This is a genomic window from Acetobacter musti (assembly GCF_011516835.1).
In the GTDB taxonomy this organism is placed as follows: domain Bacteria; phylum Pseudomonadota; class Alphaproteobacteria; order Acetobacterales; family Acetobacteraceae; genus Acetobacter; species Acetobacter musti.
Map to the genome: position 1 here is coordinate 79,838 of NZ_WOTB01000017.1, position 23,935 is coordinate 103,772.

The 23,935-nt window shown below is 60.6% G+C and carries 15 protein-coding genes and 1 pseudogene; 8 read left to right on the forward strand and 8 right to left on the reverse strand.

Annotated elements, in window-relative coordinates; genetic code table 11:
- Positions 1–6: 6 nt before the first annotated feature.
- Genes hsdR through GOB93_RS13110 form a run of 4 tightly spaced genes read left to right on the forward strand, consistent with a single transcriptional unit; the run spans position 7 to position 6,582 of the window.
- A complete protein-coding gene (hsdR, locus tag GOB93_RS13095) occupies positions 7–2,361 on the forward strand; it encodes an EcoAI/FtnUII family type I restriction enzme subunit R (RefSeq protein WP_173583950.1) in 2,355 nt (784 codons plus the stop codon).
- Positions 2,358–3,827, forward strand: coding sequence for a type I restriction-modification system subunit M (locus tag GOB93_RS13100; protein ID WP_173583951.1), 1,470 nt, complete (start codon positions 2,358–2,360; stop codon positions 3,825–3,827). Before hsdR ends, GOB93_RS13100 begins: the two co-directional genes overlap by 4 nt.
- On the forward strand, positions 3,824–5,446 hold the full coding sequence (locus GOB93_RS13105; protein ID WP_173583952.1) for a restriction endonuclease subunit S: 1,623 nt from the start codon (positions 3,824–3,826) through the stop codon (positions 5,444–5,446). Before GOB93_RS13100 ends, GOB93_RS13105 begins: the two co-directional genes overlap by 4 nt.
- 5 nt (positions 5,447–5,451) lie before the next feature.
- Positions 5,452–6,582, forward strand: coding sequence for an SIR2 family NAD-dependent protein deacylase (locus tag GOB93_RS13110; protein WP_173583953.1), 1,131 nt, complete (start codon positions 5,452–5,454; stop codon positions 6,580–6,582).
- A gap of 469 nt (positions 6,583–7,051) precedes the next feature.
- On the opposite strand, the pseudogene GOB93_RS13115 reads toward GOB93_RS13110, so the two are convergent.
- The 4 genes and pseudogenes from GOB93_RS13115 to GOB93_RS13130 form a co-directional block, all read right to left on the reverse strand.
- Positions 7,052–7,390, reverse strand: a pseudogene (locus GOB93_RS13115) (TRCF domain-containing protein); the annotation flags it as partial.
- A gap of 364 nt (positions 7,391–7,754) precedes the next feature.
- The gene (locus GOB93_RS13120; RefSeq protein ID WP_173583954.1) at positions 7,755–9,029 is read right to left on the reverse strand and encodes a GGDEF domain-containing protein; all 1,275 of its coding nucleotides are present in this window, start codon (positions 9,027–9,029) and stop codon (positions 7,755–7,757) included.
- Between the two features lie 780 nt (positions 9,030–9,809).
- Positions 9,810–13,292, reverse strand: a complete 3,483-nt coding sequence (mfd, locus tag GOB93_RS13125; protein WP_173583955.1) for a transcription-repair coupling factor — start codon at positions 13,290–13,292, stop codon at positions 9,810–9,812.
- 48 nt (positions 13,293–13,340) lie between these two features.
- Entirely contained in the window at positions 13,341–13,682 is a 342-nt protein-coding gene (locus GOB93_RS13130) for an FAD assembly factor SdhE (RefSeq protein ID WP_173583956.1), read from the reverse strand.
- Between the two features lie 230 nt (positions 13,683–13,912).
- Here GOB93_RS13130 and GOB93_RS13135 point away from each other — a divergent pair, with 230 nt between their 5' ends.
- Positions 13,913–15,973, forward strand: a complete 2,061-nt coding sequence (locus tag GOB93_RS13135; protein WP_242010770.1) for an ATP-dependent DNA helicase RecG — start codon at positions 13,913–13,915, stop codon at positions 15,971–15,973.
- A gap of 146 nt (positions 15,974–16,119) precedes the next feature.
- Positions 16,120–17,799 (forward strand): GGDEF domain-containing phosphodiesterase, encoded by a 1,680-nt coding sequence (locus GOB93_RS13140; RefSeq protein ID WP_242010765.1) that lies wholly within the window; start codon positions 16,120–16,122, stop codon positions 17,797–17,799.
- 220 nt (positions 17,800–18,019) lie between these two features.
- On the opposite strand, the gene GOB93_RS13145 is transcribed toward GOB93_RS13140, so the two are convergent.
- Positions 18,020–19,063, reverse strand: a complete 1,044-nt coding sequence (locus GOB93_RS13145) for a lipid A deacylase LpxR family protein (protein ID WP_173583958.1) — start codon at positions 19,061–19,063, stop codon at positions 18,020–18,022.
- A 457-nt stretch (positions 19,064–19,520) separates the two neighbouring features.
- Here GOB93_RS13145 and GOB93_RS22040 point away from each other — a divergent pair, with 457 nt between their 5' ends.
- On the forward strand, positions 19,521–20,240 hold the full coding sequence (locus GOB93_RS22040; protein WP_173583959.1) for a cold-shock protein: 720 nt from the start codon (positions 19,521–19,523) through the stop codon (positions 20,238–20,240).
- Positions 20,241–20,624: 384 nt separating this feature from the next.
- On the opposite strand, the gene GOB93_RS13155 is transcribed toward GOB93_RS22040, so the two are convergent.
- Positions 20,625–21,470 (reverse strand): PhzF family phenazine biosynthesis protein, encoded by an 846-nt coding sequence (locus tag GOB93_RS13155; protein WP_173583960.1) that lies wholly within the window; start codon positions 21,468–21,470, stop codon positions 20,625–20,627.
- A 6-nt stretch (positions 21,471–21,476) separates the two neighbouring features.
- Positions 21,477–21,914 (reverse strand): UrcA family protein, encoded by a 438-nt coding sequence (locus GOB93_RS13160; protein WP_173583961.1) that lies wholly within the window; start codon positions 21,912–21,914, stop codon positions 21,477–21,479.
- A 124-nt stretch (positions 21,915–22,038) separates the two neighbouring features.
- Between GOB93_RS13160 and GOB93_RS13165 the strand changes: the two genes are divergently transcribed.
- The gene (locus tag GOB93_RS13165; protein ID WP_173583962.1) at positions 22,039–23,454 is read left to right on the forward strand and encodes an aminotransferase-like domain-containing protein; all 1,416 of its coding nucleotides are present in this window, start codon (positions 22,039–22,041) and stop codon (positions 23,452–23,454) included.
- 118 nt (positions 23,455–23,572) lie between these two features.
- On the opposite strand, the gene GOB93_RS13170 is transcribed toward GOB93_RS13165, so the two are convergent.
- Positions 23,573–23,935: RcnB family protein (locus GOB93_RS13170; RefSeq protein ID WP_173583963.1), on the reverse strand; the 363-nt coding region annotated here is incomplete at its 5' end.

Consider the following 23,935-nt stretch of genomic DNA (forward strand, 5'->3'; position numbering starts at 1 on the left):
GGCAATGTGGACAAGAATGAAAAGCAAAAGCTGAGCGAAAGCGATATTTGCGACTTGTTCATAACTCCTGCCATCAAACGGGCCGGTTGGGATCAATTCAAGCAAGTTCGGCGCGAAGTCACGTTGACTCCCGGCCCCGTCATTGTACGGGGCAACCTTTCATCACGAAATAAAAAGAAGAAGAAGTTCGCCGATTATGTTCTGTCGTGGCTGCCGGGATTACCGCTCGCCATCGTCGAAGCGAAAGACAACAAGCATGGTGTCAGCGATGGACTGCAACAGGCGTTAGGCTACACTGAAATTCTTGACCTGCCGAGCGCCTTCAGTTCCAATGGCGATGGCTTTGCGCAACACAACCGTGCCGTCGCCGATGGTGAGGATATAGAAACATCGTTCGGCATAGATGACTTCCCGGACCCAGAATCGCTCTACACCCGCTATTGCTTGTTTCACGGCATTGAGCCTGACGAAAAGCCATTGGTTGAACAGCCTTACTATTTCGACAGTTCGGGCAAAGAACCGCGCTATTACCAAGTAGAAGCCATCAATCGCACCATCGAGGCAATCGCTAAGGGGCAGCGCCGAGTGCTGCTGGTCATGGCAACAGGCACAGGCAAAACCTACACGACGTTCCAGATCATCTGGCGCCTTTGGAAAGCTAAGCAAGCTAAGCGCATCCTTTTCCTCGCTGATCGCAATATCCTCGTGGATCAGACATTAGTGAACGACTTCAAGCCATTCGGCGAGGCCATGACCAAGGTGCGGAATCGCAAAATCGATCCGGCCTATGAAATCCATTTGGGATTGTATCAGGCTCTTACCGGCCCGGAGGAAGCCGACAAAATCTTCAAGTCCGTGTCTCGTGACTTCTTCGACCTGATTGTGATCGACGAATGCCACCGTGGGAGCGCATCGGAAGATAGCGCATGGCGCGAAATTCTCGATTATTTCAACGGTGCGATTCAAGTGGGCATGACCGCCACGCCCAAGGAAACGGAATACGAATCCAACATCACCTATTTTGGAGAACCAGTTTATACCTACAGCCTCAAACAGGGAATCGAGGACGGCTTCCTAGCCCCGTATAAAGTCGTCCGTATCGACATCGACAAGGACGTCCTAGGCTGGACACCTCCCGCTGGCATGATTGATGACCTTGGCAATCCAGTGGAGCAGCGCGAATACAACCGCGCCGATATGGATCGCATCCTTGTACTTAATCAGCGAACCAAGCTTGTTGCGACGCGGGTGATGCAATACCTCAACGCCACCGATCCGATGGCGAAAACTATCATTTTTTGCGAGGACATCGACCACGCCGAACGGATGCGGAAGGCCATCGTTAACGCGGCTGGCAAGATCGCGCGCGACAACCCCCGTTATGTCATGCGGATCACAGGCGATAGCGTCGAGGGCAAAGCCCAACTCGACAACTTCATCGACCCGGAGCAGCCATTTCCGGTTATCGTCACCACGTCGCAGCTATTAACTACAGGCGTCGATGCAAAAACCTGCAAGCTGATCGTACTGGATCAAACAATCAAATCCATGACAATCTTCAAGCAGATCATCGGGCGCGGAACGCGGATTGATGAGGACAACAACAAGTTCTTTTTCACCATTATGGACTTCAAGAAGGCGACGGAGCTGTTCCGCGATGATGCCTTCGACGGTGCGCCGGTCGTCATCTACGAACCTGACGACGATGATGATCCTGTCCCACCTGACCCCGAAGGGCCGGACGACGACGACGATGATAACGTGGATGACGATACCGGCAGCGGCACAACCAAGATTGTCGTGTCGGGTGTCACCGCCCGCATTATTGCCGAACGCATCGAGTATGTCGGCAGCGACGGGAAGCTGATTACCGAAAGCTATCGGGATTATGCGCGCAAGGCGATCATGTCCGAGTTCAGCTCACTGGATGACTTCATCAGGCGGTGGAACGAAGCTGACCGCAAACAGGCGATCATTGATGAGCTGGAGGAGCACGGGGTCGTCCTTGCCAGCCTTCAGGAAGCGGTAGGGCGCGATATTAGCGACTTCGATCTACTGGCCCACATCGCCTACGACCAGCCGCCGTTGACCCGGCGCGAACGGGCGGATCAGGTCAAAAAGCGTAACTACTTCACCAAGTATGGTGACACGGCACGTGCAGTTCTGGAGGCGTTGCTCGACAAATATGCTGATGAAGGTATCGCCACCATTGAGGATACCAAGGTACTGCGCCTTCAGCCGTTTCATGGCATCGGCACTCCGCTCGAAATCATCAAAGGTGCGTTCGGCGGCAGGGCCGGATATGACGCGGCGCTCAGCGAACTAGAACACCAGATTTACGAACAGGCATCCAACGAATGAGCAATGTTTCCGGCGCAGTAAAATCAATTCAGGACATCATGCGCAAGGACGTTGGCGTCGATGGCGACGCGCAGCGCATCAGCCAGATGGTCTGGATGATCTTCCTCAAAATCTATGACGACCGGGAGGAAGAGCTTGAGCTGACTGAGGACGGCTTCACCTCGCCCATCCCCGAGCGCTTTCGCTGGCGCAACTGGGCGCAGGACCGCGAAGGCATCACCGGCGACGCTCTGGTCAAGTTCGTGGAAGAGTTGTTCGTCAACCTCAAGACCCAGCTTCCCACGATCGGCGATGTGGGCAAGCGCGCGCAGGTCATCCGCGACGTGTTCGAGGACACCTACAACTACATGAAATCCGGCACGTTGATGCGGCAGGTCATCAACAAAATCAACGAGATCGATTTTAACAGCACCAATGACCGGCATACCTTCGGCGCGATCTATGAGCAGATTCTAAAAGACCTTCAGAGCGCGGGCAACGCGGGCGAGTTCTACACCCCCCGTGCTGTTACCAAGTTCATCATCGACCGGCTGGCGCCGAAGTTGGATGAAGTGGTGCTAGATCCCGCCTGTGGCACAGGTGGCTTCCTCGCTTGCACCATCGACTACAAGCGGCAGTTCGTGAAGTCACCAGATGATGAGGCGCTGCTGCAATCGACCATCCGAGGCGTCGAAAAAAAGGCTCTGCCACATATGCTGTGCGTCACCAATATGATCCTGCACGGCATCGACACCCCCTCCGGCATCGTTCACGGCAACACGCTCGAAAAGCCCTACCGCGATTATGGCGAGCGCGACCGCGTGCCCGTTATCGCCACCAACCCTCCGTTTGGCGGCATGGAGCAAGACGGCATTGAAGGGAATTTCCCGTCCAACCTCCGTACCCGCGAAACCGCCGATTTGTTCATGGCGCTGATTATCAAGCTGTTGAAGAACGGTGGCCGTGCCGCAGTGGTACTACCCGATGGCTTTCTCTTTGGCGAAGGCGTCAAGACCACGCTCAAGCAAAGCCTGATCGAAGAATGCAACCTGCACACCATCGTCCGCCTGCCCAATGGCGTGTTCAATCCCTACACCAGTATCAAGACCAATATCCTGTTCTTCACCAAAGGCACACCGACCAAACAGACGTGGTTCTATGAACACCCTTATCCGCCGAGTGTCACCAGCTACAACAAGTCACGCCCGATGCAATTCAAGGAGTTTCAGCCCGAACGCGAATGGTGGGGCAAAGAGGCCGATGGATTCAAACATCGCCGCGAAACTGAACAAGCATGGAAGATTAGCGCCGAGGAAGTGGCCGCGGGCAACTATAATCTCGACTTGAAGAACCCGCACGTTACCAACGGGGAGAGCCACGACCCTGATGAGCTTCTGGAGCGCTACGCGGCGCAACAGGCGAGCATCCAGTCTCTACGCGATCAGTTGAAGGCCATCCTGTCCGATGCGCTTGCAGGTGACGCATGACAGTCGATATTGCATCGCTGGTTAGCGACAATCTGGATATCTGGACAACGGCAATTGAGCGAAAATCCGGCTTAGGGCGTGGCGGCGGAAACCGTATCAACCTCTATGGTATCGACCGCCTACGCTCGTTAATCGTGGATTTGGCTGTTCGGGGAAAGCTGACATCGCAGCAGCCAGATGAAGAACCTGCTGCCATGGCACTGGCAAAGTTCGCTAAAGCTAGCCGTCGCAAAATTGAGTTGGGTCAAGCGAGGAAGCCTAAGGCAGTGCTCCCCCTTCCAGCCGATTTACCCAATCTACCGGAAGGCTGGGTTTGGACGCAGCTAGGCACGATCGCCGAAATCAGCCCGTCGAACAGTGCAGACGATCAAGTTGATGCCTCGTTCGTGCCTATGGCGCTTGTATCGACGCGGATCGATGGAGCGCATGAGGCCGAAATCCGCAGATGGAGCGAGATCAAGAAAGGGTTCACGCATTTCGCGGAGGGGGACATTGGCTTAGCCAAAATTACACCATGCTTCGAGAACGGTAAGGCGGTAATTTTCGAGAATCTTGCCAATGGAATCGGTGCGGGAACGACAGAGTTGCATGTTGCTCGGCCGTGGTCGGATGATGTCAACCGTCGCTACCTACTTCTGACGATGAAGACCGCATCCTATTTACATCAAGGCGAAGCAAGAATGACAGGCACCGCCGGTCAGAAGCGCGTGCCCCGGTCCTATTTCGAATCATCCCCACTTCCGCTGCCACCCCTTGTTGAACAGCAGCGTATCGTCACCAAGGTCGATGAACTCATGGCGCTGTGCGATGCGCTGGAAACGGAGAGCGCGTCGGCAATAGCCGCACATCAAACGCTGGTTGAAGCTCTGCTCACCACCCTGACCACCAGCACTGACGACGCCGACCTCGCCACCAACTGGACACGGCTGGAAGCCCATTTCGACATCCTCTTCACCACCGAAGCCAGCGTCGATGCTCTGAAACAGACGATCTTGGAACTCGCGGTTGCAGGCAGGCTGATCGCGAGCTCGGGGGCAGTAAAACAAGGAACTTTGGAAGATGCTGGGGAATGGGTAGGAGGCCACGGTTTCCCAAAACAATATCAGGGCAATTCAACCGGCGAGATTCCTTTCCTGAAGGTATCAGACATGAACCTGCCAGGTAACGAGCGTGAGATCACAGTCGCAAATAACTGGGTTTCGCCTGAGTCCTTGAAGTCGATGAAAGCGCGAGCACATCCTGCAGGCACGATTATTTTTCCAAAAATTGGCGGCGCGATAGCTACCAACAAGCGGCGTATTTTATCTGTTTCGGCTGCTATTGATAATAACTGTGCAGGTCAGATTCCTGCCAAAGGGATCAATATAGACTGGCTTTTCATGGTGCTCAGCTCGATCGACATGACTCAATATCAGGCAGGCACTTCAGTCCCTGCCTTAAATATGAAGCGATTAGCTAAGCATGCCATAGCCATTCCTAATGAAGATGCCCAAAAGGTGATTATCACAAAGGTTCACGACCTCATGTCACTCTGTGAGTTATTGGCGGCTCGGGTGGCGGCCTCAGTTGAGACGCAAAGACACTTGGCGGATAGAATCGCCGAATTGATAGCAGCCTGAACCATATGGCAACCGACCACGAAAGCGCAAAAATCTGGTGTGATGAGGATGGTCATCGCAAATATGGGGATTTCGCCGACTTCAACGAATGGTTCGATAGCCCTGAGGGCGCTGAACTGCGCGTTCAGGCACTTGTGGAAGGGTTGGCAAGCCCCAGCAAGGCATTCTTCGCTGGCGACCGGGCAGCCTATAACGTCATGCTGGATTGGTTCCGGCTCGAACGCCGCAACGAGTGGCTGAGCGCCGAGACACTACAGGAGCTTGTTGGCGACACTCATTGGTCCGAGCGCAACTCAACGCGATTCGATCAGCTCTGCGACCGGATGGCGGCAGGTGATGTCGTGCCCTTCATCGGTGCCGGGCTGTCCGCGCCAGGCGGTTTTCCGACATGGAAAGATCACCTTCGCCAGCAGGGCCGAACGGCAGGCATGGCTGTCGCCACCGTCGAAGACCTGCTGGCGCAAGGGCACTACGAAGAGATTGTCGATCAGATCGAGCAGCAGCGCGGACATGATGTATTTGCGCAAGAACTTCGCGATGCCTTCACCAAACATGGAACCGTCCCGCCAGTCTACTATCTGATTGCCGAACTGTTTCAGGACACCCTCATAACCACAAACTATGATCGGCTAATCGAACAAAGTTTCGACTCTGGCGGCAGTAAAGCGGTGGAGGTACTGACCCCCGCCACGATCTTGAAGCCGCCCGATGCTGTCAAGGTGACAGTCGTCAAGCTCCACGGCAACGTTGGTGCGCCCGGAACGTGCATCCTGAGCAAGGGGCAATATGACGCGGCTTATGGCGCGGACGCCATTGACCTTACTCGACCAATCCCACAAGCGCTCGACTACTATTTCCGCAACAGTAGTCTTCTGTTTCTGGGCTGCGGCCTCAATCAAGACCGCACCCTCCGCGTGTTTGAGGCTATCAAGATCAAGGCAAGGGCAGACGGCGCGGACCTGCCACAGCATTTTTCCATCGAGCAATGCCCCGGCGATGAAGCAGCGCTGATCGCCCGCAACGAATATCTACTGCGTATCGGCGTCACCCCTATTTGGTTCCCCGCTGGTGATTTCGATTTCGTCGAAGGTATCCTGCGGCTGGCGCGCAACGAGCTGCACTTTCGGCAAGAGTAACGGATTAGAAGTTGAGGCAAGTGCTATAGCGATGGATGAATAGCTATTGTCCTCAAGAGAGCTTGTCGGCAGGTTATTTCCCACACTCAAACCTATGACATGGCCGGCTCTGTTGCACAAAATGTTGAGTAGCTGCGTTTTGATCTTTGATCCTCTAATTTTTTACCAGACGGCCTGCGTGAGGGGTATTCCGAACGCGGCGTAGCAATTAAGGATGGCAACACGGACGTGAACCGTTTTTTGTTCTGGGAGTTATGTCCGCTTTACGAAAAGCCAAATTCTTACCGAAGTGTCCGACATGAGGGCGTAATCGGACATTGAGATTCGTTGATTAAACAAAACCATTGTCGTTTTGAACCTAGAATGATGTCTACTTACTTTTCAGATTAGCCTGATGGTTTCCAAAGGTCTGTGACCTTTGGCGGGGTTCGGGGCGGAGCCCTGAGGCCCCTTCCCTTTCGGTGGTCAGTTACCCGCCCGCGCGGCGGGCGAGGTCGATGCGCTGGACGTTGGTGAATTCGCGAACGACGGCGAGTTTGTGGTCGGGGCGGAGGCGGACGGTGCCGTCGGCCCATTTGGCCATCCAGCGGATGAGGCCTTCGGGGTTGGCGAAGTGGTTGCCTCTGAACTGGAGGACCATGCCCTTGGGGCCGGCTTCGAGGCGTTCGATGCCGGCGGCGCGGCAGTTTCGTTTCAGTTCGACGACATCGAGCAGGTTTTTGAGTTCGGGCGGGACGGTGCCGAAACGGTCTACGAGTTCGGCTTCCGATGCGAGGGCGCTGATGCGGCGGCAGAGGCCGAGGCGGAATTTTATATTCGGATGCGCCCCTGACGGGATCATTTATATAATCCGGCATGGACTGCCATGAAAGGATGCGCGCGGAGCGATCGCGCCATATTCGGGAAGATCCCTGCATCTCCCGTGGCTCTGACGGGGCTTCCTGATTGTCTCATGATCGGCGGCACGCATCTTCAGGCTCATCGCGCGGCGGTATCGCTCCGCAAAAAGGGTTGCTCTGTGCAGGATCGGATGAACATGCGATGGCCTGAATTCGAAGCTCCACGCTGTCTGCGATGACGCATGTCATCTGGTCACCGACAAAGGAATACAGCGGTTGCTTCAGAGAGGCCCTTACAGAGGCGTCTCCGGCGTGACTGAACGGGAAGAACGATCAGCCATTGAGCGAAGCTGAAGTCTGACGATCGACGGAGATCGTCTTCTCCGGTGTCAGCGCAAAGTCTCCTGACGGAACGGCGGCCTCATCAGATGTTCTGGCCTGATCGTCAGAATACAGAACGACACGGTTTCGACCGGAGCGTTTAGCCGCATAGAGCGCCTTGTCGGCCCAGGCAAATACGTCGCTGAACCGGGACAGGGAGCCACTGCAAATACCGATGCTCAGTGTGACTGTGAATATTCGGGAATCCGCCTTGTGTGAGTGCTCACGGAATATGTCTCTGAAGGTCTCGGCAAAGCCGATGATTTCCTGTTCCGTCCGGTTCCGCAGGATGATAACGAACTCCTCACCACCGATCCGGAAAAATACATCCTGACTCCCTGTAAGCCGGCGACCTGCAGAAGCGAGAGCCATAAGTACGGCGTCGCCAGCGGCATGGCCATAGGTATCGTTGACTGCTTTGAAGTGGTCGATGTCAGCGAGCAGCACGGCAAAGGTGTCCCTGTCGCTGGCATGCTGACTGATCCATTCATCCATGGCGCGGCGGTTGCCGATCATAGTCAGGGTGTCCTGCATAGCCAGACTGCGATGCCTTGCTGAGATCTGTTCGCGAGACAGGGCAATAAGAAGGAAGATGACACCGAAGACTTTTGTGACGGCCAGGGCATTATATGTGACAATCGCCCACAGCGCCGTGGGAGCAGAGCCGAGCGGCTGCGGCAACCATGGTGAGAGAACCATGCACAATATGATGACAAATCCGTAAAAAATCAGAAGTCTGAACAGGAAGAAGCTGGCGGGCGTTGCGGTTGAGCCAGCTTTGCGGACATCGCGCGCAGCAGCGAAATGAAAGCCGGCAATGAGGATCAGCCATAAGGCGTGATTTACACGCTGCAGCAGGCCCGTGGAGCCGGCAAGGGACGAAAAGGCAAGCATGATGAGGCAGAGGACGACATGCAGAATATAATGGACAGGTTGTCCTGCGACGAGACGGATAGCCTGCCATCCTGTAGCGGTTGCAAGGCCGATAAAGAAAACACCGAGCCGCAGCCCCCACAGGCCGGGAAGTATTTCGGGGTGAGCCAGGATCAGGGCGGCTACAGCGCCGCACAGAAACGGGGTGAGATAGTAAAAACCGCTCCAGGACCGGCCGGCACCCGGGGCAAGCAGCATAAAGCCGATGCCGGCCAGCAGTATAACAGCTGCATCGCAACAGATCAGAGGTACAGCATTATCGGGAGTAAGAGGTGGCGGGATGATTTCCGGCATTATGGGCGGCTGACTGCTGACGGGTGCAGGGCACACGTATGCCCGGAAAAGCACGCAGCGAGATATGAGGAAGCGGCCCGCTTCCGGTATGGTAGCGCGGCGGTTTCGAACATCAGCGACTGACCGTCTGTTGTCATTCCGTTCGCCTCTGTGCTGACAGCCTGATCACAGGTGGCAAAAAAATCTTACTAAGGCGTTCACGTTAAAGTATCTTTTAAGAACGAGCTCTGAAGTCAGAGCTCTCCCGGAACGTGGCGCGTCGGAGAACGGAGATACTGGAATCCGGAGTAATATCATCTGCTCTTATGCATGATGACGGATGATGTGATCTCGCGAACTGTAATCCTTTAACATATCAGACAGAGGATGTTGCCTGCTCCTGCAATATTCTGCTCTGGATGCGCGAAAATACGAAACAACGGCAGGCATGCGGTTATCGGGAGCAAAATGGCCAGAAACCCCGGCCTGAACTAATCCCCCGCGCTGACATTTACAGGGTAAATGATATAATCCAGTCCGCGTCTTCCACAAATAGTGTGGTCGTCTGGTATGGGCCGGTAATAAAAATCAGTTATCGTCTGTTCCTTTTTCAGGTGGTAATATGCTTCAGCATATCAGGTTTATATTACCATATAAAGTCATTTTATTCTTCTAGATTCTATCTGAATAAGTATCTTCCTCCGACAGATGACCATAAACCACAAGTATTATTGAACATATTCTATATGACCTGTCGTTTTTTTGAAAAGAGGTTGAGGCCTTAAAGCTTTCCTTTGACGATCAGTTGCTCGCCGGAACGCGGCGGGCGAGTTTTTCGAGGGCCTGGGTGACGCGGCGGGCGAGGTCGATGCGCTGGACGTTGGTGAGTTCGCGGACGACGGCGAGTTTGTGGTCGGGGCGGAGGCGGACGGTGCCGTCGGTCCATTTGGCCATCCAGCGGATGAGGCCTTCGGGGTTGGCGAAGTGGTTGCCTCTGAACTGGAGGACCATACCTTTGGGGCCGGCTTCGAGGCGTTCGATGCCGGCGGCGCGGCAGTTTCGTTTCAGTTCGACGACATCGAGCAGGTTTTTGAGTTCGGGCGGGACGGTGCCGAAACGGTCCACGAGTTCGGCTTCCATGGCCTCGCTCTCGGCTTCCGATGCGAGGGCGCTGATGCGGCGGTAGAGGCCGAGGCGGACGGGGAGATCGGTGACGTAGGTGTCGGGGATGAGAACGGGGAGACCGAGGACGATGTTGGGGGTCCAGTCGCGGTCGGCGGCGCGTTCCCTGCCCTTTTCGGCCCGGAGGTCGGTCACGGCGTCCTGGAGCATCTGCTGGTAGAGCTCGATGCCGACTTCGCGGATGTGGCCGGACTGTTCGTCGCCGAGGAGGTTGCCGGCGCCGCGCAGGTCGAGATCGTGGGAGGCGAGCGTGAAGCCGGCGCCGAGAGTGTCGAGCGTCTGCATGATTTCGAGACGCTTCTGGGCTGACGCGGAGAGGACGTGGGTCTGGGGCCAGGTGAGGTAGGCGTAACCGCGCTGCTTGCCGCGACCGACGCGGCCGCGGAGCTGGTAGAGCTGGCCGAGGCCGAACATGTCGGCGCGGTGGATGATGAGGGTGTTGACGGCGGGCATGTCGAGGCCGCTTTCCACGATGTTGGTGGAGAGCAGGATGTCGTGCTTGCCGTCGGCGAACTCGGTCATGACGCGTTCGAGTTCGGTTGGGGAAAGCTGGCCGTGGGCCTGGATGAGCCGGGCGTCGGGGACGATCTCGCTGAGGCGCTCGCCGAGACGGTTGAGGTCTTCGATGCGGGGGGCGACGCAGAAGATCTGGCCGCCGCGGAAACGTTCGCGCTGGATGGCCTCGCGGATGACGACGCTGTCGAACGGCATGATGAAGGTGCGGACGGCGAGGCGGTCGGTTGGCGGGGTGGCGATGAGGCTCATTTCGCGCACGCCGGAGAGGGAGAGCTGGAGGGTGCGCGGAAGGGGTGTTGCGGAGAGGGTGAGGACGTGAACGTCCTCGCGCAGGGCTTTGAGTTTCTCTTTATGGGTGACGCCGAAATGCTGTTCCTCGTCGATGATGAGGAGGCCGAGATCGGCGAACTGCACGGTTTTGGCGAGCAGGGCGTGGGTGCCGATGACGATGTTGACGGTGCCGTCGGCGAGGCCTTTGCGGACTTCGGTGGCTTCTTTTCCGGTGACCATGCGGGAGAGCTGGGCGACGCGGAGGGGGAAGCCCTGGAAGCGGGTTTCGAAGGTTCGGAAGTGCTGGCGGGCGAGGAGCGTGGTCGGGACGACGACGGCGACCTGGGTTCCGGACATGGCGGCGACGAAGGCGGCGCGGAGGGCGACTTCGGTTTTGCCGAAGCCGACATCGCCGCAGACGAGGCGGTCCATGGGGCGGCCTGAGGCCATGTCTTCGAGCACGTCGGCGATGGCGTGGGCCTGATCGTCGGTTTCGACGAAGGGGAAGCGGGCGCAGAATTCTTCCCAGAGGCCTTCGGGCGGAGCGAGCGAGGGGGCTTCGCGCAGGGCGCGGGCGGCGGCGGTTCGGATGAGGGCGCCCGCCATGTCGCGGATGCGCTGCTTCATCTTCGCCTTGCGGCTCTGCCAGGCGACGCCGCCGAGCTTGTCGAGGGCGACGCCGGCCTGATCGGAGCCGAAGCGGCTCAGCAGTTCGATGTTTTCGACGGGGAGATAGAGTTTCTGGCCGCCGTCGTAGAGCAGGCGGAGGCAGTCGTGGGGCGCGACGCCGACGCTGACGGTTTCCAGGCCGTCGTATCGGCCGATGCCGTAATCCTGGTGGACGACGAGGTCGCCTTCGGTGATTTCGCCGGCTTCGGAGATGAGTTCGTCGGCGCGGCGGCGTTTGCGGGGCGGGCGTCCGATGCGTTCGCCGAGGAGATCCTGTTCGGAGATGATGGCGATGTCGTCGCCGATGAAGCCGCGGTCGATGCCGAAGGTGAGCAGGCCGATGGGGCCGGGCTTCATTTTTGCGGCCTGGGTCCAGGAGTCGAAGGTTTCGACGGCGAGTTTATTGTCCTGGAGGAGGGTTCTGATGCGTTCTCGGGAGCCGCGTGTCCAGGCGGCGATGTAGCAGCGGCGTTTTGTATCGGCCCAGGTCTGGGCCTGATCTTTCACGAGGGTGAAGACCTGTTCGCGCTCGCCCTGGGGGGTGAGTTTGGCGAACATGATGCCGGGGCGGCCGAAGGCGTCGATGCCGGCGGTGCCGTCCGGTTTTGCGAAGGGGCTGAAGCGGGTGACGGGGTGGCGGCTGAGAGCGGCGTCCCAGGCTTTGCGGTCGAGGTAGAGGAGGTGTGGCGGGAGGGCGCGGTAGGGGGTTTCGCCTTCGCGGGGCGGGGTGCGGCGGGCTTCGTAGTGATCCTGGATCATGTCGAAGCGGGCGGCGAGGGATTCGTCGACCTGGTGGTCCAGGGAGATGGCGGCTTTGGGAAGGTAATCGAACAGGGTTTCCATTTCTGTGTGGAACAGGGGGAGCCAGTGTTCGATGCCGGTGTAGCGGCGGCTTTCGGTGACGTGTTCGTAGAGGGAATCGGACGCGGCGGCGGGGCCGAACTGGTCGCGCCAGGCGGATCGGAAGCGGGAGACGCTTTCCGGGTCCAGCGAAAATTCCGAGACGGGGCGGAGGGTGAGGCTTTTGACGGTGCCGGTGGAGCGCTGTGTGCCGGGGTCGAAATTGCGGATGTTATCGACTTCGTCGCCGAAGAGGTCGAGGCGGACGGGTTCGGGCTGTCCGGCGGGGAAGAGGTCGAAGATGCCGCCGCGTGTGGCGAATTCGCCGGGCTCCATGACGGTATCGGTGCGGGTGTAGCCGTTGGCGATGAGGAGTTCGATCAGGAAGGACTGATCGAGGCTTTCGCCCTGAGCGATGGTGAGGGACTGGCCTTCGAAGGCTTTGCGCGGGGAGACGCGCTGCATGAGGGCGGCGGGGGTTGTGAGGACGATGCGTCCTTTTTTCTTCGGGTCCGGTTTTTCGAGCAGGCGGGTCAGGGTGGCGACGCGCTCGGCGATGATGACGGGGTTGGGGGAGACGCGGTCGTAGGGGAGGCAGTCCCAGGCGGGGAAGCGGAGGGTTTCGATATCTTCGCCGATATAGGTGAGGAGGTCGCTGAGCCGGGCCATGGCGGCGTCGTCGCGGGCGACGTGCAGCACGGGGCCGTTGTGTTCGCGGGCGCGTTTCGCGAGGAGGAAGCCGTCGAATCCTTCGGGGGCGCCCCAGACGGTGGTGGCCCGGGTTGCGGTTTTGACGTCAGCGTCCATCAGCGACAGTTCCATGAGGTTGGGGCCGGCCTGGTTTTGTGCCGGGGGTCAGTCTGGTTTTGCGGGCTCGCTGATGATTCCGGCGCGTCGGTGGGCGTCGTTCAGCAGGGCGCGCAGCATGGGGGTTTCATTTTCGGGCGGTACGGGGAGGCGGTTGAAGAGCCAGTCGGTGAGGATGGGGTCGGGGGTTTCGAGGACGGCTTCGATATCGTCGAGGTCACTTGCGGTCATGGTGCTGACGTGCCGCTCGACGAAGCCGCCGATGAGGATATCGGTTTCGAAGGTGCCGCGATGCTGGGAGCGGAACAGGAGGCGGCGGCGGCGGCGCTCCAGGTCGGCCTGTTCCTCTGCGGAGGATGTGACGGGGGTGATGGTTTCGTTTTGTTCCATGGCGCCGCTGTCCTATAGCCTTGTGGCTGATGCCTGTCAGCCCGCCAAAAAAGGCCGTTGTGCCGCCCGTGTCCAGACCGGATCGTCCGGGGGAAGCGTCTCCCATGTCTCCGGCGCATGGAGCGGCTTCTGTTTTGCCGCCTGTTGCAGTGCCGGTTTGTGGGCCGGTTTCTGTATCGGTTCCGGCTGTGGTGGCTCCCCTGCTCTCCCCTCTGGCCGGTCTTCCGGGGATGAAGCCGGCGATTGCGAAGCTGCTGGCGAAGGTGTGTGGCGGGCCGTCGGTGACGGATCTTCTGTTTCACATGCCGGAGAGCGTGACGGACCGGCGGTACCGGCCGGATCTGGGGTCTGGCCCCGGGGCGGGTCAGCCGGGGATGGTGGCGACGGTGGCGGGGACGGTGACGCGGGTGGTGGCGCCGGCGCATCGTCGTCAGCCGTGGAAGGTTGTGATTGAGAACGCGACGGGGGCGCTGGAGATTGCGTTTTTCTCGCGGTGGCAGGCCAGGCGGGCGGTGACGGGGGCGGAGGTTCTGGTTTCGGGGCGGCTGGAGTTGTTTGGTGGCCGGCTGACGATGAGCAATCCGGATTATTTTGTCTCTGGGGAGGATCAGATTCCGGCGCTCGATCCGGTGTGGCCGCTGACGGCGGGGCTGTTTGGCGGGCAGGTCCGGGTGGCGATGCGGCGGGCTTTCGCGCTGGTTCCGGAGGGGCTGCCGGAGTGGCAGGATTCGGGCGTGGTGGCGCGGCATGGGTGGCCGGATTTTCGCACGGCGCTGCTGTGGACGCATTTTCCGGGGGATGATCCGGCGCTGCTGGTGGGCGATGCGTGGCGGGGAGCGCGGCGGAAGGCGCGGGAGCGGCTGGCGTGCGATGAGCTGCTGGCCGATCAGATTGCGACGTTGCTGGCGCGGGAGGCGAACCGGGAGCGGCCGGGGCGGTCGCTGACGGGGGACGGGGCGTTGCGGCGGGAGGCGCTGCGGCGGTTCGGGCATGTGCTGACGGCGGCGCAGGGTCGGGTTCTGAAGGAGATTGACGGGGATCTGGCGGCGCCGCGGCGGATGGTGCGGCTGCTGCAGGGCGATGTGGGCGCGGGCAAGACGATTGTGGCGCTGCTGGCGATGCTGCGGGCGGCGGAGGCGGGCTGTCAGGCGGCGATCATGGCGCCGACGGAGATTCTGGCGCGGCAGCATTATGCGACGTTTCAGCGTCTGTCGCCGGTTCCGGTGGTGTTTCTGTCGGGGTCGGTACGGGGACGCGCCCGGCGGGAGGCGCTGGCGGCGATTGCGGACGGGTCGGCGGTGCTGGTGGTGGGGACGCATGCGCTGGTGCAGGAGGCGGTTCATTTCCACGATCTGGCGCTGACGGTGATTGATGAGCAGCATCGGTTTGGTGTGGGGCAGCGGATTTCGCTGACGGAAAAGGGTCGGGCGGCGGATATGCTGGTGATGACGGCGACTCCGATTCCGCGGACGGTTCTGCTGGCGCACTGGGGTGAGATGGATGTGAGCCGGCTGGACGGGAAGCCGGCGGGGCGGAAGCCGATCCGGACGTCGGTGCATGGGCCGGAGTCTTTTGAGGAGGTGCTGGCGGGGCTGGGGCGGGTTCTTGCGGGCGGGGCGCGGGTGTTCTGGGTGTGTCCGCTGGTGAGCGAGAGCGAGACGCTGGTGGATATTGCGGCGGCGGAGGCGCGTCATGCGGCGCTGACGGAGCGGTTTGGCGGGCGGGTTCAGGTCGGGCTGGCGCATGGGCAACAGGATATTGCGGTGCGCGAGGCGGCGCTGGCGGCGTTTGCGGCGGGGGAGTCCCGGCTGCTGGTGGCGACGACAGTGATCGAGGTCGGGGTGGATGTTCCGGCGGCGACGGTGATGGTGATCGAGCATGCGGAGCGGTTCGGTCTGGCGCAGCTGCATCAGCTGCGGGGGCGGGTTGGCCGGGGGGCGGCTGAGTCTTACTGTCTGTTGCTGCATGGATCTGAAACGGGGGTTGTGGCGCGGCAGCGTCTGGGTCTGTTGCGGGAGACGGAGGACGGGTTTCTGATCGCGGACGAGGATTTCCGGCTGCGTGGCGGGGGGGATGCGACGGGGGTCCGGCAGTCGGGGCTGCCGGGTTTCCGGATTGCGACGACGGATGAGGGGGAGTTTGATGCTGCCGCGTTACTGGCGCTGGCACGGCAGTCGGCGGAGATGAAGGTCGGGAGGGTTTTGCAGCAGGGACATATGGATGCCGCGATTGCCATGCTGCTTGCGGTATTTAGTAAGACTGATTTCCAGAGAACAATACAGTCTGGCTGATTCAGGTATATCTGTTCGTTTTTTAGACATGCTTTTAAGTGCCTATTTACATAAGACTGGTACCACGACCTGCAGAGTACGGCAGGAGTGCAGAGAATATTTCAGGCATCTCCGCTCATTTATAAGACAAGGCACGGTATCGCGGTATGCATGACCCGAATCTTTCCCCGATCAGCCGCGATGCGTATCTTGGTTCGCTTGCGCGGGTGATCATGCAGCTCCTGCCCTGTGACAATGTTTTTATTGTCGGTCAGGCGGACGACGATCCACAGCCGGAAATTCTGGCGCGGGCCGGCGATCCGGCGGAGGTGGATATCGGTGCGCTGATCCGCGGACTGGAAGGGTCGACGAGCCAGCTTGCGGCGGAGAACGGGGTCAGGGCCGGGATTTTCGCGCATGAAATCAGCGGGTTTCATGCCTGGGTCACGCGGCCTCTGGAGCATGATGGCGGGGGTGCGGTATTTTTCCTGTGCCTGAATCATGCGAAACAGTCTTTTGAATCATCGTCTCTGACCCGGCTGGCGACGCTGACCGCCTCGACCGATCCGACGCCGAAGGGTGGTCACAGGCCGCATGTCCGGCCGCCATCGGGGAGTACCGCGCTCACGCGTTATCTCGATACGCGGATTACGGCGATGGGAATTTCCAGTGCCTCGCCGCTGGCTTTGCTGCGGCTCGATCTGGGGCGCATTGGTCCGATCAATGACAGTGACGGGTGGCCGGTCTCGGATGGTCTGATTGAAAACGCTTATGTGCTGCTGAGGGAGATTGCTCCGGCTCCGTGTTTCACGGTTCATCTGGGCGGGGGGAGTTTCGCGATTGTCGTGCCGCTTGAGCGCGATGTGGAGAAGGCCGAGCGGCTGGCTGATGACATCATTGCGCGGATGAACGAGGGCAAGGACAGGCCCGACAGCGGTTTTCCTTTCGAGCCTTATATTGGCTGGGCGGCCTGGCCGTTCGATGCTCCGGATACGGACACGCTGATCGGGTTTGCGAACGCGGCGCTGGCGCGGATCAGGGGGCTGCGGGCGGGACCTCATATCAATCGGGTGGCGCCGGAGATTGCGCATGCGCATTCCGACCAGATCGGGATGGAGGCTGATCTTCGCAAGGCGATTTCCGAGGGGTCGTTTACGCTCAACTGGCTCCCTGTGCTGGAAACCAGCACGGAACAGGTGATTGCGTTCGAGGCTCTCGTGCGGTGGGACCGTCCCGGGCATGGGCCGGTTGATCCTTCGGTTTTCCTAGGCTGCGCGGAGAATGCGGGGCTGATCGAGGACATTGATCGCTGGGTGCTTCAGACGTCCTGTCGTCAGGCCAGTGTCTGGAAGACGCCGCTGGGTCTGAGCGTCAATGTTTCGCCTTCATGGCTGGAAACCGAACGTGTCGCCTCGACGATTGCTCATGCGCTGAAGACGAGCGGGCTGGAGCCGGCGCGGCTTCAGATCGAGCTTTCGGAGCGGCGCAGTTTCGGGCCTGCGGACAGCGCCCGCAAAGAGCTGGCGCGTATCCGGGGGCTGGGAGTCCGGCTGGTTCTGGATGATTTCGGGACGGGTTTCGGGGCGCTTGAGCGTCTGACGAATTATCCGTTCGATCAGGTCAAGCTCGACCGCATGTTCGTCAGGCGGCTTGGGGAAGACAGTCGTGTTGAGACGGTGCTTCGCTCCACGCTTTATATGATTCACTCACTGAACATGACGTGCTGCGCGGAAGGCGTGGAAACCGAGGAGCAGCTTGGTTTTCTGGACGCGCATGGGTGTGAGGAGATTCAGGGCTTTCTGATTGGGCGGCCGACGATTCAGCTTCCGGAATACAGAGGGTCCTGAAGAAGGGGCTTATGTAATCTGCAAACAGGAGACGGAGCGGGCGTTGCCCTGCACCCGGAAGGGATCTTCACGCGCAGACGTGTTGCGCACGACGCCCCTTCACCCTTTTTGATTAACAGCCCGGGATCAAAGGGACCGCGTCCCTTTGTGGGGTTCGGGGCAAAGCCCCGAAAAGCTGCCGCGCCGAAGAATAAGAGCGCGGCATAAGGGCTGATCGGGTTCAGAACTTCGCGGAGGCGGCCAGTGATCCGTAATTGAACAGGCCGCTGCGGGCGGTGCTGAACTCCTGGGTCTGCCAGACCTGGCTGTAGGAAATACGCACTCCGTAGAACATCACGGCGACGCCGGCGTGGATTTCGCCCACATCCCACTTTTTGTTCACGTGCGGGGAGTTGCTGCGCATGGTGTTGCCCTGGAGCGAGGCGTCGTAGCCGACGGCGTCGCCGGTCACGCCGCCGAAGAAATACCAGGGGACGGCGCGCGTGCCTTTGTAGGCGTCTGTGCCGTCGGTTCCGGCGCCGATGGTCGGGACGCCGAAATCGCTGTCCAGGCCCTGACCGAAGCGGATTGTGTCGCCGATGGTGCCTGCGGTCCGGTAATCGCCGACGCGGGCGGCGACTGTCGGGAGCATGTCGAAGGAGATGCCGTTCCGGCCGCCGAGTGTGCCGAGGGGCAGGCGCCAGGTGCGTCCATACTGGACCTGGAAGATCGGCTGGTTGGAGAGCTGGTGACGCCAGCCTTTGTTGCTGGTGTCGCCGATGGCGCCGTGGAAGCCGTTCTGGAGCTGCTCGCCAAGGGCGTCCGGTCCCATGATGCCGAACTGGATGCCGAAGACACCGCGCGACAGGTCGGTGTCGCTGATCAGGTTGACGGTGCCGAGCAGGAGGCTGGAATAGGGCCGGTCGCGCGGGGACGGTGTGGCGATCTGGGTATTGGACGGTGTGAAGATAAGCTGCTGGACGCCGATGCTGATCCGCTGCATGCCCGGGCCGAGGATGGCGCGGTTAACGGTGGCGATCGGGGCGGGCAGATTATCCGTGCCGGATGTCCAGTTCAGGCGGAGGCCGCTCGTATAATACTGGTCTGACGTGCCCTTTAATGTGGACACCGCGTCATTTTCGCCCTGCAGGGTCCAGGTGCCCTGATTGTCCTGCAGAGGAGTCGCATGGACTCCGGACGAGACGGCCAGGCCTGCTACCGCCGCGCCAGCCGCCACGAAAACTTTCCAGTGAGAGCCGGGGCCGCGCTTCAGACCGTGCCGCATTCTTTATTTTCCTCGCGTGTCTGCCGCCCACGCACGGGAATGACGCGGGCATGTCATTCTCTGCTGATCGTTTAAGACAAAACAGCCTGATAAGAAAGGTCCTATGGAAATTCAGTAATGTTGCTCAGCGGGGCCGGCATGTGGCGCAGGGCTGGTCCGGTAATGGCCGGATAACGGCCCGAAAGGTAATAACGCGGGACGGCGTCTACGGATCTCATTGCAAGAAATTCATGTGTACAGGGGTGCAATAAGCAAAAAGACAGTAGCTTTCGGGTGACACCTTATGCTTTTCTGTGTCTGTCCCCGGTGACCACCCGGAAACCCCGGATACCGGAATTCAAGGTTGAGACGACATGTGCCGCGACAGGGCGACCATTACGGCGCCGTCTCTCCCCTCCCCCGGATTTATTTCACAAGGCGACTTTTTTCGCCACACCAGACCTCGGGATCAAGACCGTTGAGAAGTAACAGAACCGACCGCAGCTCCCGCTCTCCCCGCCGCGGCGGATTTGACGATGATTTTATGAGCGCACCCTCACCTTATGATCGCGGCAACTCGCCTTTTGGCGGCGCCGGCGCAGGTGGCGGGGATCGTGGCGGATATGCGCCTCGTCGTCCCAGCAGCCCGCAGGTGATCGCCTCCGGACCGGAAATCGACGCCACTGTGAAGTGGTTCAACGGCGAGAAGGGCTTCGGCTTTGTCGAGCTGGCTGACGGTTCGGGTGACGTGTTCCTGCATGCGAACGCCCTTTCGCAGGCTGGCCATGACAGTGTGAGCCCCGGTGCTACGCTTTCCGTTCGGATCGGACAGGGGCCGAAGGGTCGCCAGGTCGCGGAAGTTTTGACGGTTGACGAGAGCACGGCCCAGCCTGAGCGTCCCCGTTCACCTGGCGGGTTTGGCGCTCCGCGTGGCGCCGGCGGGTTCGGTGGTGGCCGTGCGCCGCGTCCGGCTCCGGATCTGTCCAGCGCTGAGGAAGTTCGTGGCACCGTGAAGTGGTACAACGCCACGAAGGGCTTTGGCTTCATTACGCCGGACCATGGCGGCAAGGACATCTTTGTTCATGCGTCCGCTCTGGAGCGCTCGGGCATTGGTTCCCTCAACGAGGGTCAGGTCACGAACGTGAAGGTGGTTCAGGGCCAGAAGGGTCCGGAAGCTGCCGCGATCAGCGTCGACTGACACGCATAGCATGGAGGTGACGGCTCTTCGGGGCTGTCATTCCTATGGAAAAGCCGCTGTGGCCCGTGAGGGTTTGCAGCGGCTTTTTTTATGGCGCTTATGTGTTTTGCAAACCGGAGACAAGGCAGGGCCTGGTTCCCTCACCTCTTTGATTTCATCAACCGGGATCAAAGGGCCTGCGGCCCTTTGTGGGGTTCGGGGCAAAGCCCCGAAAAGCCATCCCGCCTGTCTTTGCAAAGTATATAAACGCCTTTTTTATTGGAATATTCTGCCTGGTTTTTGGGGCGTTACCCTGGGATCAAAGGACCGCAGGCTCTTTGATCCCGGTTTGTTTAAACGTAAAGACGTGAGCGAGAGGATCCCGGTCTCCGGGCGTCAGGGCAATCAGACCGTGAGAGTGCCGGCGATGTGGGTTGTCACGTTGCCGCCGATCCAGATGTCGTCTCCTGATTTGTCCACGAAGACGCGGCCGGCGCGTTTCAGGACCGTGCCCTGGCTGGCGATGTAGTGCTCCGGTGCGATGCCGCTTTCGATCAGCCACTGAGCGATCCCGGCATTGAGGCTTCCGGTGACGGGGTCTTCCCAGCCCCCCTCACCTCCCACGAAAGCGCGGACTTCGAACTGAGCGCCGGTTCCGTCACGGGCCGGATTCCATGGGGCGACAACGCCGATTTTCTGGCTGGCAAGCGCCTGCCAGTCCGGGGTGATGCGCAGGACGGTCTCACGGTCGCGCAGGCGGAGGATTTTCCAGCCGGGGCCGTTATCGGCCCATGCGGCGTCTGCGAGATCTTCGGGACTCAGATGGAGTCCTTTGAGAGCCTGGGCCAGTTCTTCGGGATCGACGGGGCCGGTGCGGCGGCGGGGCGGGGCGGCGAAGGCAAGGCGACCCTGATCCCGGCGGACGGGGATGAGGCCGGCGTCGCATTCCTGAATGACGGTGTCGTCTCCGGATTTGCCGCCCAGGGAAAGCCAGACATGGGCGCTGCCGAGGGTCGGATGTCCGGCGAAGGGCAGTTCCATTTGGGGTGTGAAGATGCGGACGCGGTAGTCGGCGTCCGGGCGGGTCGGCGGGAGGAGGAAGGTCGTTTCGCTCAGATTTGTCCAGTTTGCGATCCGGGCCATCTGCTCGTCGGACAGATCTTCCGCATCGGCTACCACGGCAAGCGGGTTGCCGAGAAAAGGACCGCTGGCGAAGACATCGACCTGACGGAAGGGGCGTTCTTTTGTCATGCGTCTTTACTCCACGGGGTCTGTTTGCGGCGCGGTCGCGGCGGCTGTCTCTGTCGGGGCCTGTATCGGGGCCGGATTATGGAGGGCGACGACGGCGCGGGCAAAACTGCGCCGGCGGCAGTCGGATTTTTCCGCGGCGGCTTTCATCGGTGACGAGGTTTCGTCGAGGTCGCCGCAGGCTTTCATGGCGGCTCTGTCGAGGCGGGTCAGGAGATGGCGCATCCGGGCGGGGTCGGTCAGGTCGGCGCGGGTATAGGGGACAGCGATCTTTTCTACGCGCTCGTCCTCTTCCTGCGCGGCGGCCGGGGTATGGATGGCGAGAAGCAGGGCCAGACCACCGATGAGGGTGACGGCGAGGCCGGTTATATCCAGCCATTCCGGGGACCGGGTTGAAACAGGAGCGAACCGTAAGGGACAGGGTGTGTCCGGAGGAGACCGGAACATGGGACAATCCTTATTGTTATAGTACAATTACTGTCGAATCGATTCGATTGTTTTAGATTGACATCTTTTTTATGGGGTTCAATCACTATATTGTCCTGGTTCAATCTGAGCGTCGGAGAGGGATATGTGGCTGCCGGAACTGTCGTCGGGGTCTGCGCCGCTCTATGAGCGGCTGGTGCTGGCGATGACGCGGGACATCCGCGACGGGGTGCTGGCGGCGGGGGCACGGCTGCCGCCTCAGCGCGAACTGGCGTTTCGTCTGGGTGTCAGCGTCGGGAGTGTGACGCGGGCCTATGCCGAGGCGGAGCGGCGCGGGCTGCTGATGGCGCATGTCGGGCGGGGATCGTTTGTGCGGGGCGGGCTGACGGCGGTGCCGGATATTCCCACAATGGGGCATGGCGTTCTGCCGGGCCGGGACACGGACGGACACAGCGGCGGACCGATCGATCTGCGGTGCAATACGCCGCCGCCGGTGCCGCTGATGGCGGATCTGGGAGCGGCGCTGACGGCGCTGATGGCACAGGGGGCGCTCGATCCGGCGGTACATTATATTCAGGGGGCCGGGCTGCCGCATGTACGGGCGGCGGGGGCGCAGTGGCTGGAACGCACATATGGTCTGACGTTCGATGCGGAGAATCTGATTCAGTGCAATGGCGGGCAGCATGGGATTGCGCTGGCTTTTTCGTCGTTTTGCGGGCCGGGCGAGACGGTTCTCTGTGAGTCCACGACGTTTTACGGCGCACGCATGGCGGCGGATCATTTGGGGCTGAAGCTGCGGGGGCTGGCGATGGATGAGGAGGGGCTGCTGCCGGAGGCGGTGGACCGGGCGGCGGCGGAGACGGGCAGCCGGCTGCTGTTCACGCTGCCGACGCTGCACAATCCGACGACGCGGACGATGTCGGAGACGAGGCGGCGGGAGATCGCGGCGGTGGCGCGGGCGCGGGATCTGCTGATTCTGGAGGACGATGCGTATTACGCCTATTCCACGCGGCTGCCGCAGCTTGCATCCCTTGCGCCGGAGCGGACGCTTTATCTGGCCAGTCTGTCGAAGGGCGTCTGTCCGGGGTTCCGGCTGGCGTTTCTGTCGTTGCCGCCAGGTCTGCCACGGGAGCGGCTGATGCGGGGCATCCGGGCACTGGGTTATTGCCCGCCGGCGCTGGGGGCGCTGGTGTTCAGCCAGTGGGTTGAGGATGGGCGGATCGACGCCATCGGGGATGCGGTGCAGGCGGAGGCGGCTGTGCGGTGGGAGATGGCGCGGGAAAGGCTGGGCGGACTGATCGCTGCTCCGGGGGCGGAGCGTTCGCCGCATGCGTGGCTGCCAATGGGGGCGCTGGAGGCGGAACGGGTGACGGCGCGGCTGTTGCGGGCGGGGGTTGAGATCACGCCGCCGGATGCGTCGGCTGTCTCGGTGGAGGCCGATACGGGGTTGCGGCTGTGTCTGGGGGCGCCACGGAATCGTGGTGAGCTGGAGCGGGCGCTTTCAGTGACTGGCGATGCTGTGCGGGGCGCCGGTGGACGCGACCGGGACGGGATTATCTGAGGGGCCGGAGTTTCCGGTTTCCGGAGGTGATGGCGCCGGCTGTCTGGTGGGGAGCCGGTTGCGAGGTGTTTTTTTGTGGGGCGCGCCTGTCTGGTGCGCCCCGTCTCAGTTTCTGAGATCAGTAGCCGGGGCCGGTCGGGTATGGGGCTGCCGGATAGGCCTGTGCCGGGTAAGGCGCGGCTGTGGCCGGGTATGCGCCGCCCGGATAGGTCGGATAGGGGGTTGCGACCGGGGCGCCTGAGCCATAGGCGCTGCCGGCGACGACGCTGCTTATGATGCCTGTCGCGATGGCTGCGAGCAGGAAGCTGCCGCCGTAATCGATCCAGCGATATCCCGGCGGGGGTGCGTAGAGGCCACGGTATCCGCGCCAGTTATCGACGAACACGCCGCCGCCGTTATAGCGGTCCCCTCTCCGCCACATGCCGCCATGCGGGCCACCGCCGCCGCCGCCACGGAAGTCGCCGCCGCCGCGCGGGCCGCC

Excerpts from the sequence above, each read along its gene's own strand:
- GOB93_RS13100 (WP_173583951.1), top strand. The coding sequence starts at position 2,358 with ATGAGCAATGTTTCCGGCGCAGTAAAATCAATTCAGGACATCATGCGC.
- GOB93_RS13105 (WP_173583952.1), top strand. The coding sequence starts at position 3,824 with ATGACAGTCGATATTGCATCGCTGGTTAGCGACAATCTGGATATCTGG.
- GOB93_RS13110 (WP_173583953.1), top strand. The coding sequence starts at position 5,452 with ATGGCAACCGACCACGAAAGCGCAAAAATCTGGTGTGATGAGGATGGT.
- GOB93_RS13120 (WP_173583954.1), bottom strand. The coding sequence starts at position 9,029 with ATGCCGGAAATCATCCCGCCACCTCTTACTCCCGATAATGCTGTACCT.
- mfd (WP_173583955.1), bottom strand. The coding sequence starts at position 13,292 with ATGGACGCTGACGTCAAAACCGCAACCCGGGCCACCACCGTCTGGGGC.
- GOB93_RS13130 (WP_173583956.1), bottom strand. The coding sequence starts at position 13,682 with ATGGAACAAAACGAAACCATCACCCCCGTCACATCCTCCGCAGAGGAA.
- GOB93_RS13135 (WP_242010770.1), top strand. The coding sequence starts at position 13,913 with ATGAAGCCGGCGATTGCGAAGCTGCTGGCGAAGGTGTGTGGCGGGCCG.
- GOB93_RS13140 (WP_242010765.1), top strand. The coding sequence starts at position 16,120 with ATGCATGACCCGAATCTTTCCCCGATCAGCCGCGATGCGTATCTTGGT.
- GOB93_RS13145 (WP_173583958.1), bottom strand. The coding sequence starts at position 19,063 with ATGCGGCACGGTCTGAAGCGCGGCCCCGGCTCTCACTGGAAAGTTTTC.
- GOB93_RS13155 (WP_173583960.1), bottom strand. The coding sequence starts at position 21,470 with ATGACAAAAGAACGCCCCTTCCGTCAGGTCGATGTCTTCGCCAGCGGT.
- GOB93_RS13160 (WP_173583961.1), bottom strand. The coding sequence starts at position 21,914 with ATGTTCCGGTCTCCTCCGGACACACCCTGTCCCTTACGGTTCGCTCCT.
- GOB93_RS13165 (WP_173583962.1), top strand. The coding sequence starts at position 22,039 with ATGTGGCTGCCGGAACTGTCGTCGGGGTCTGCGCCGCTCTATGAGCGG.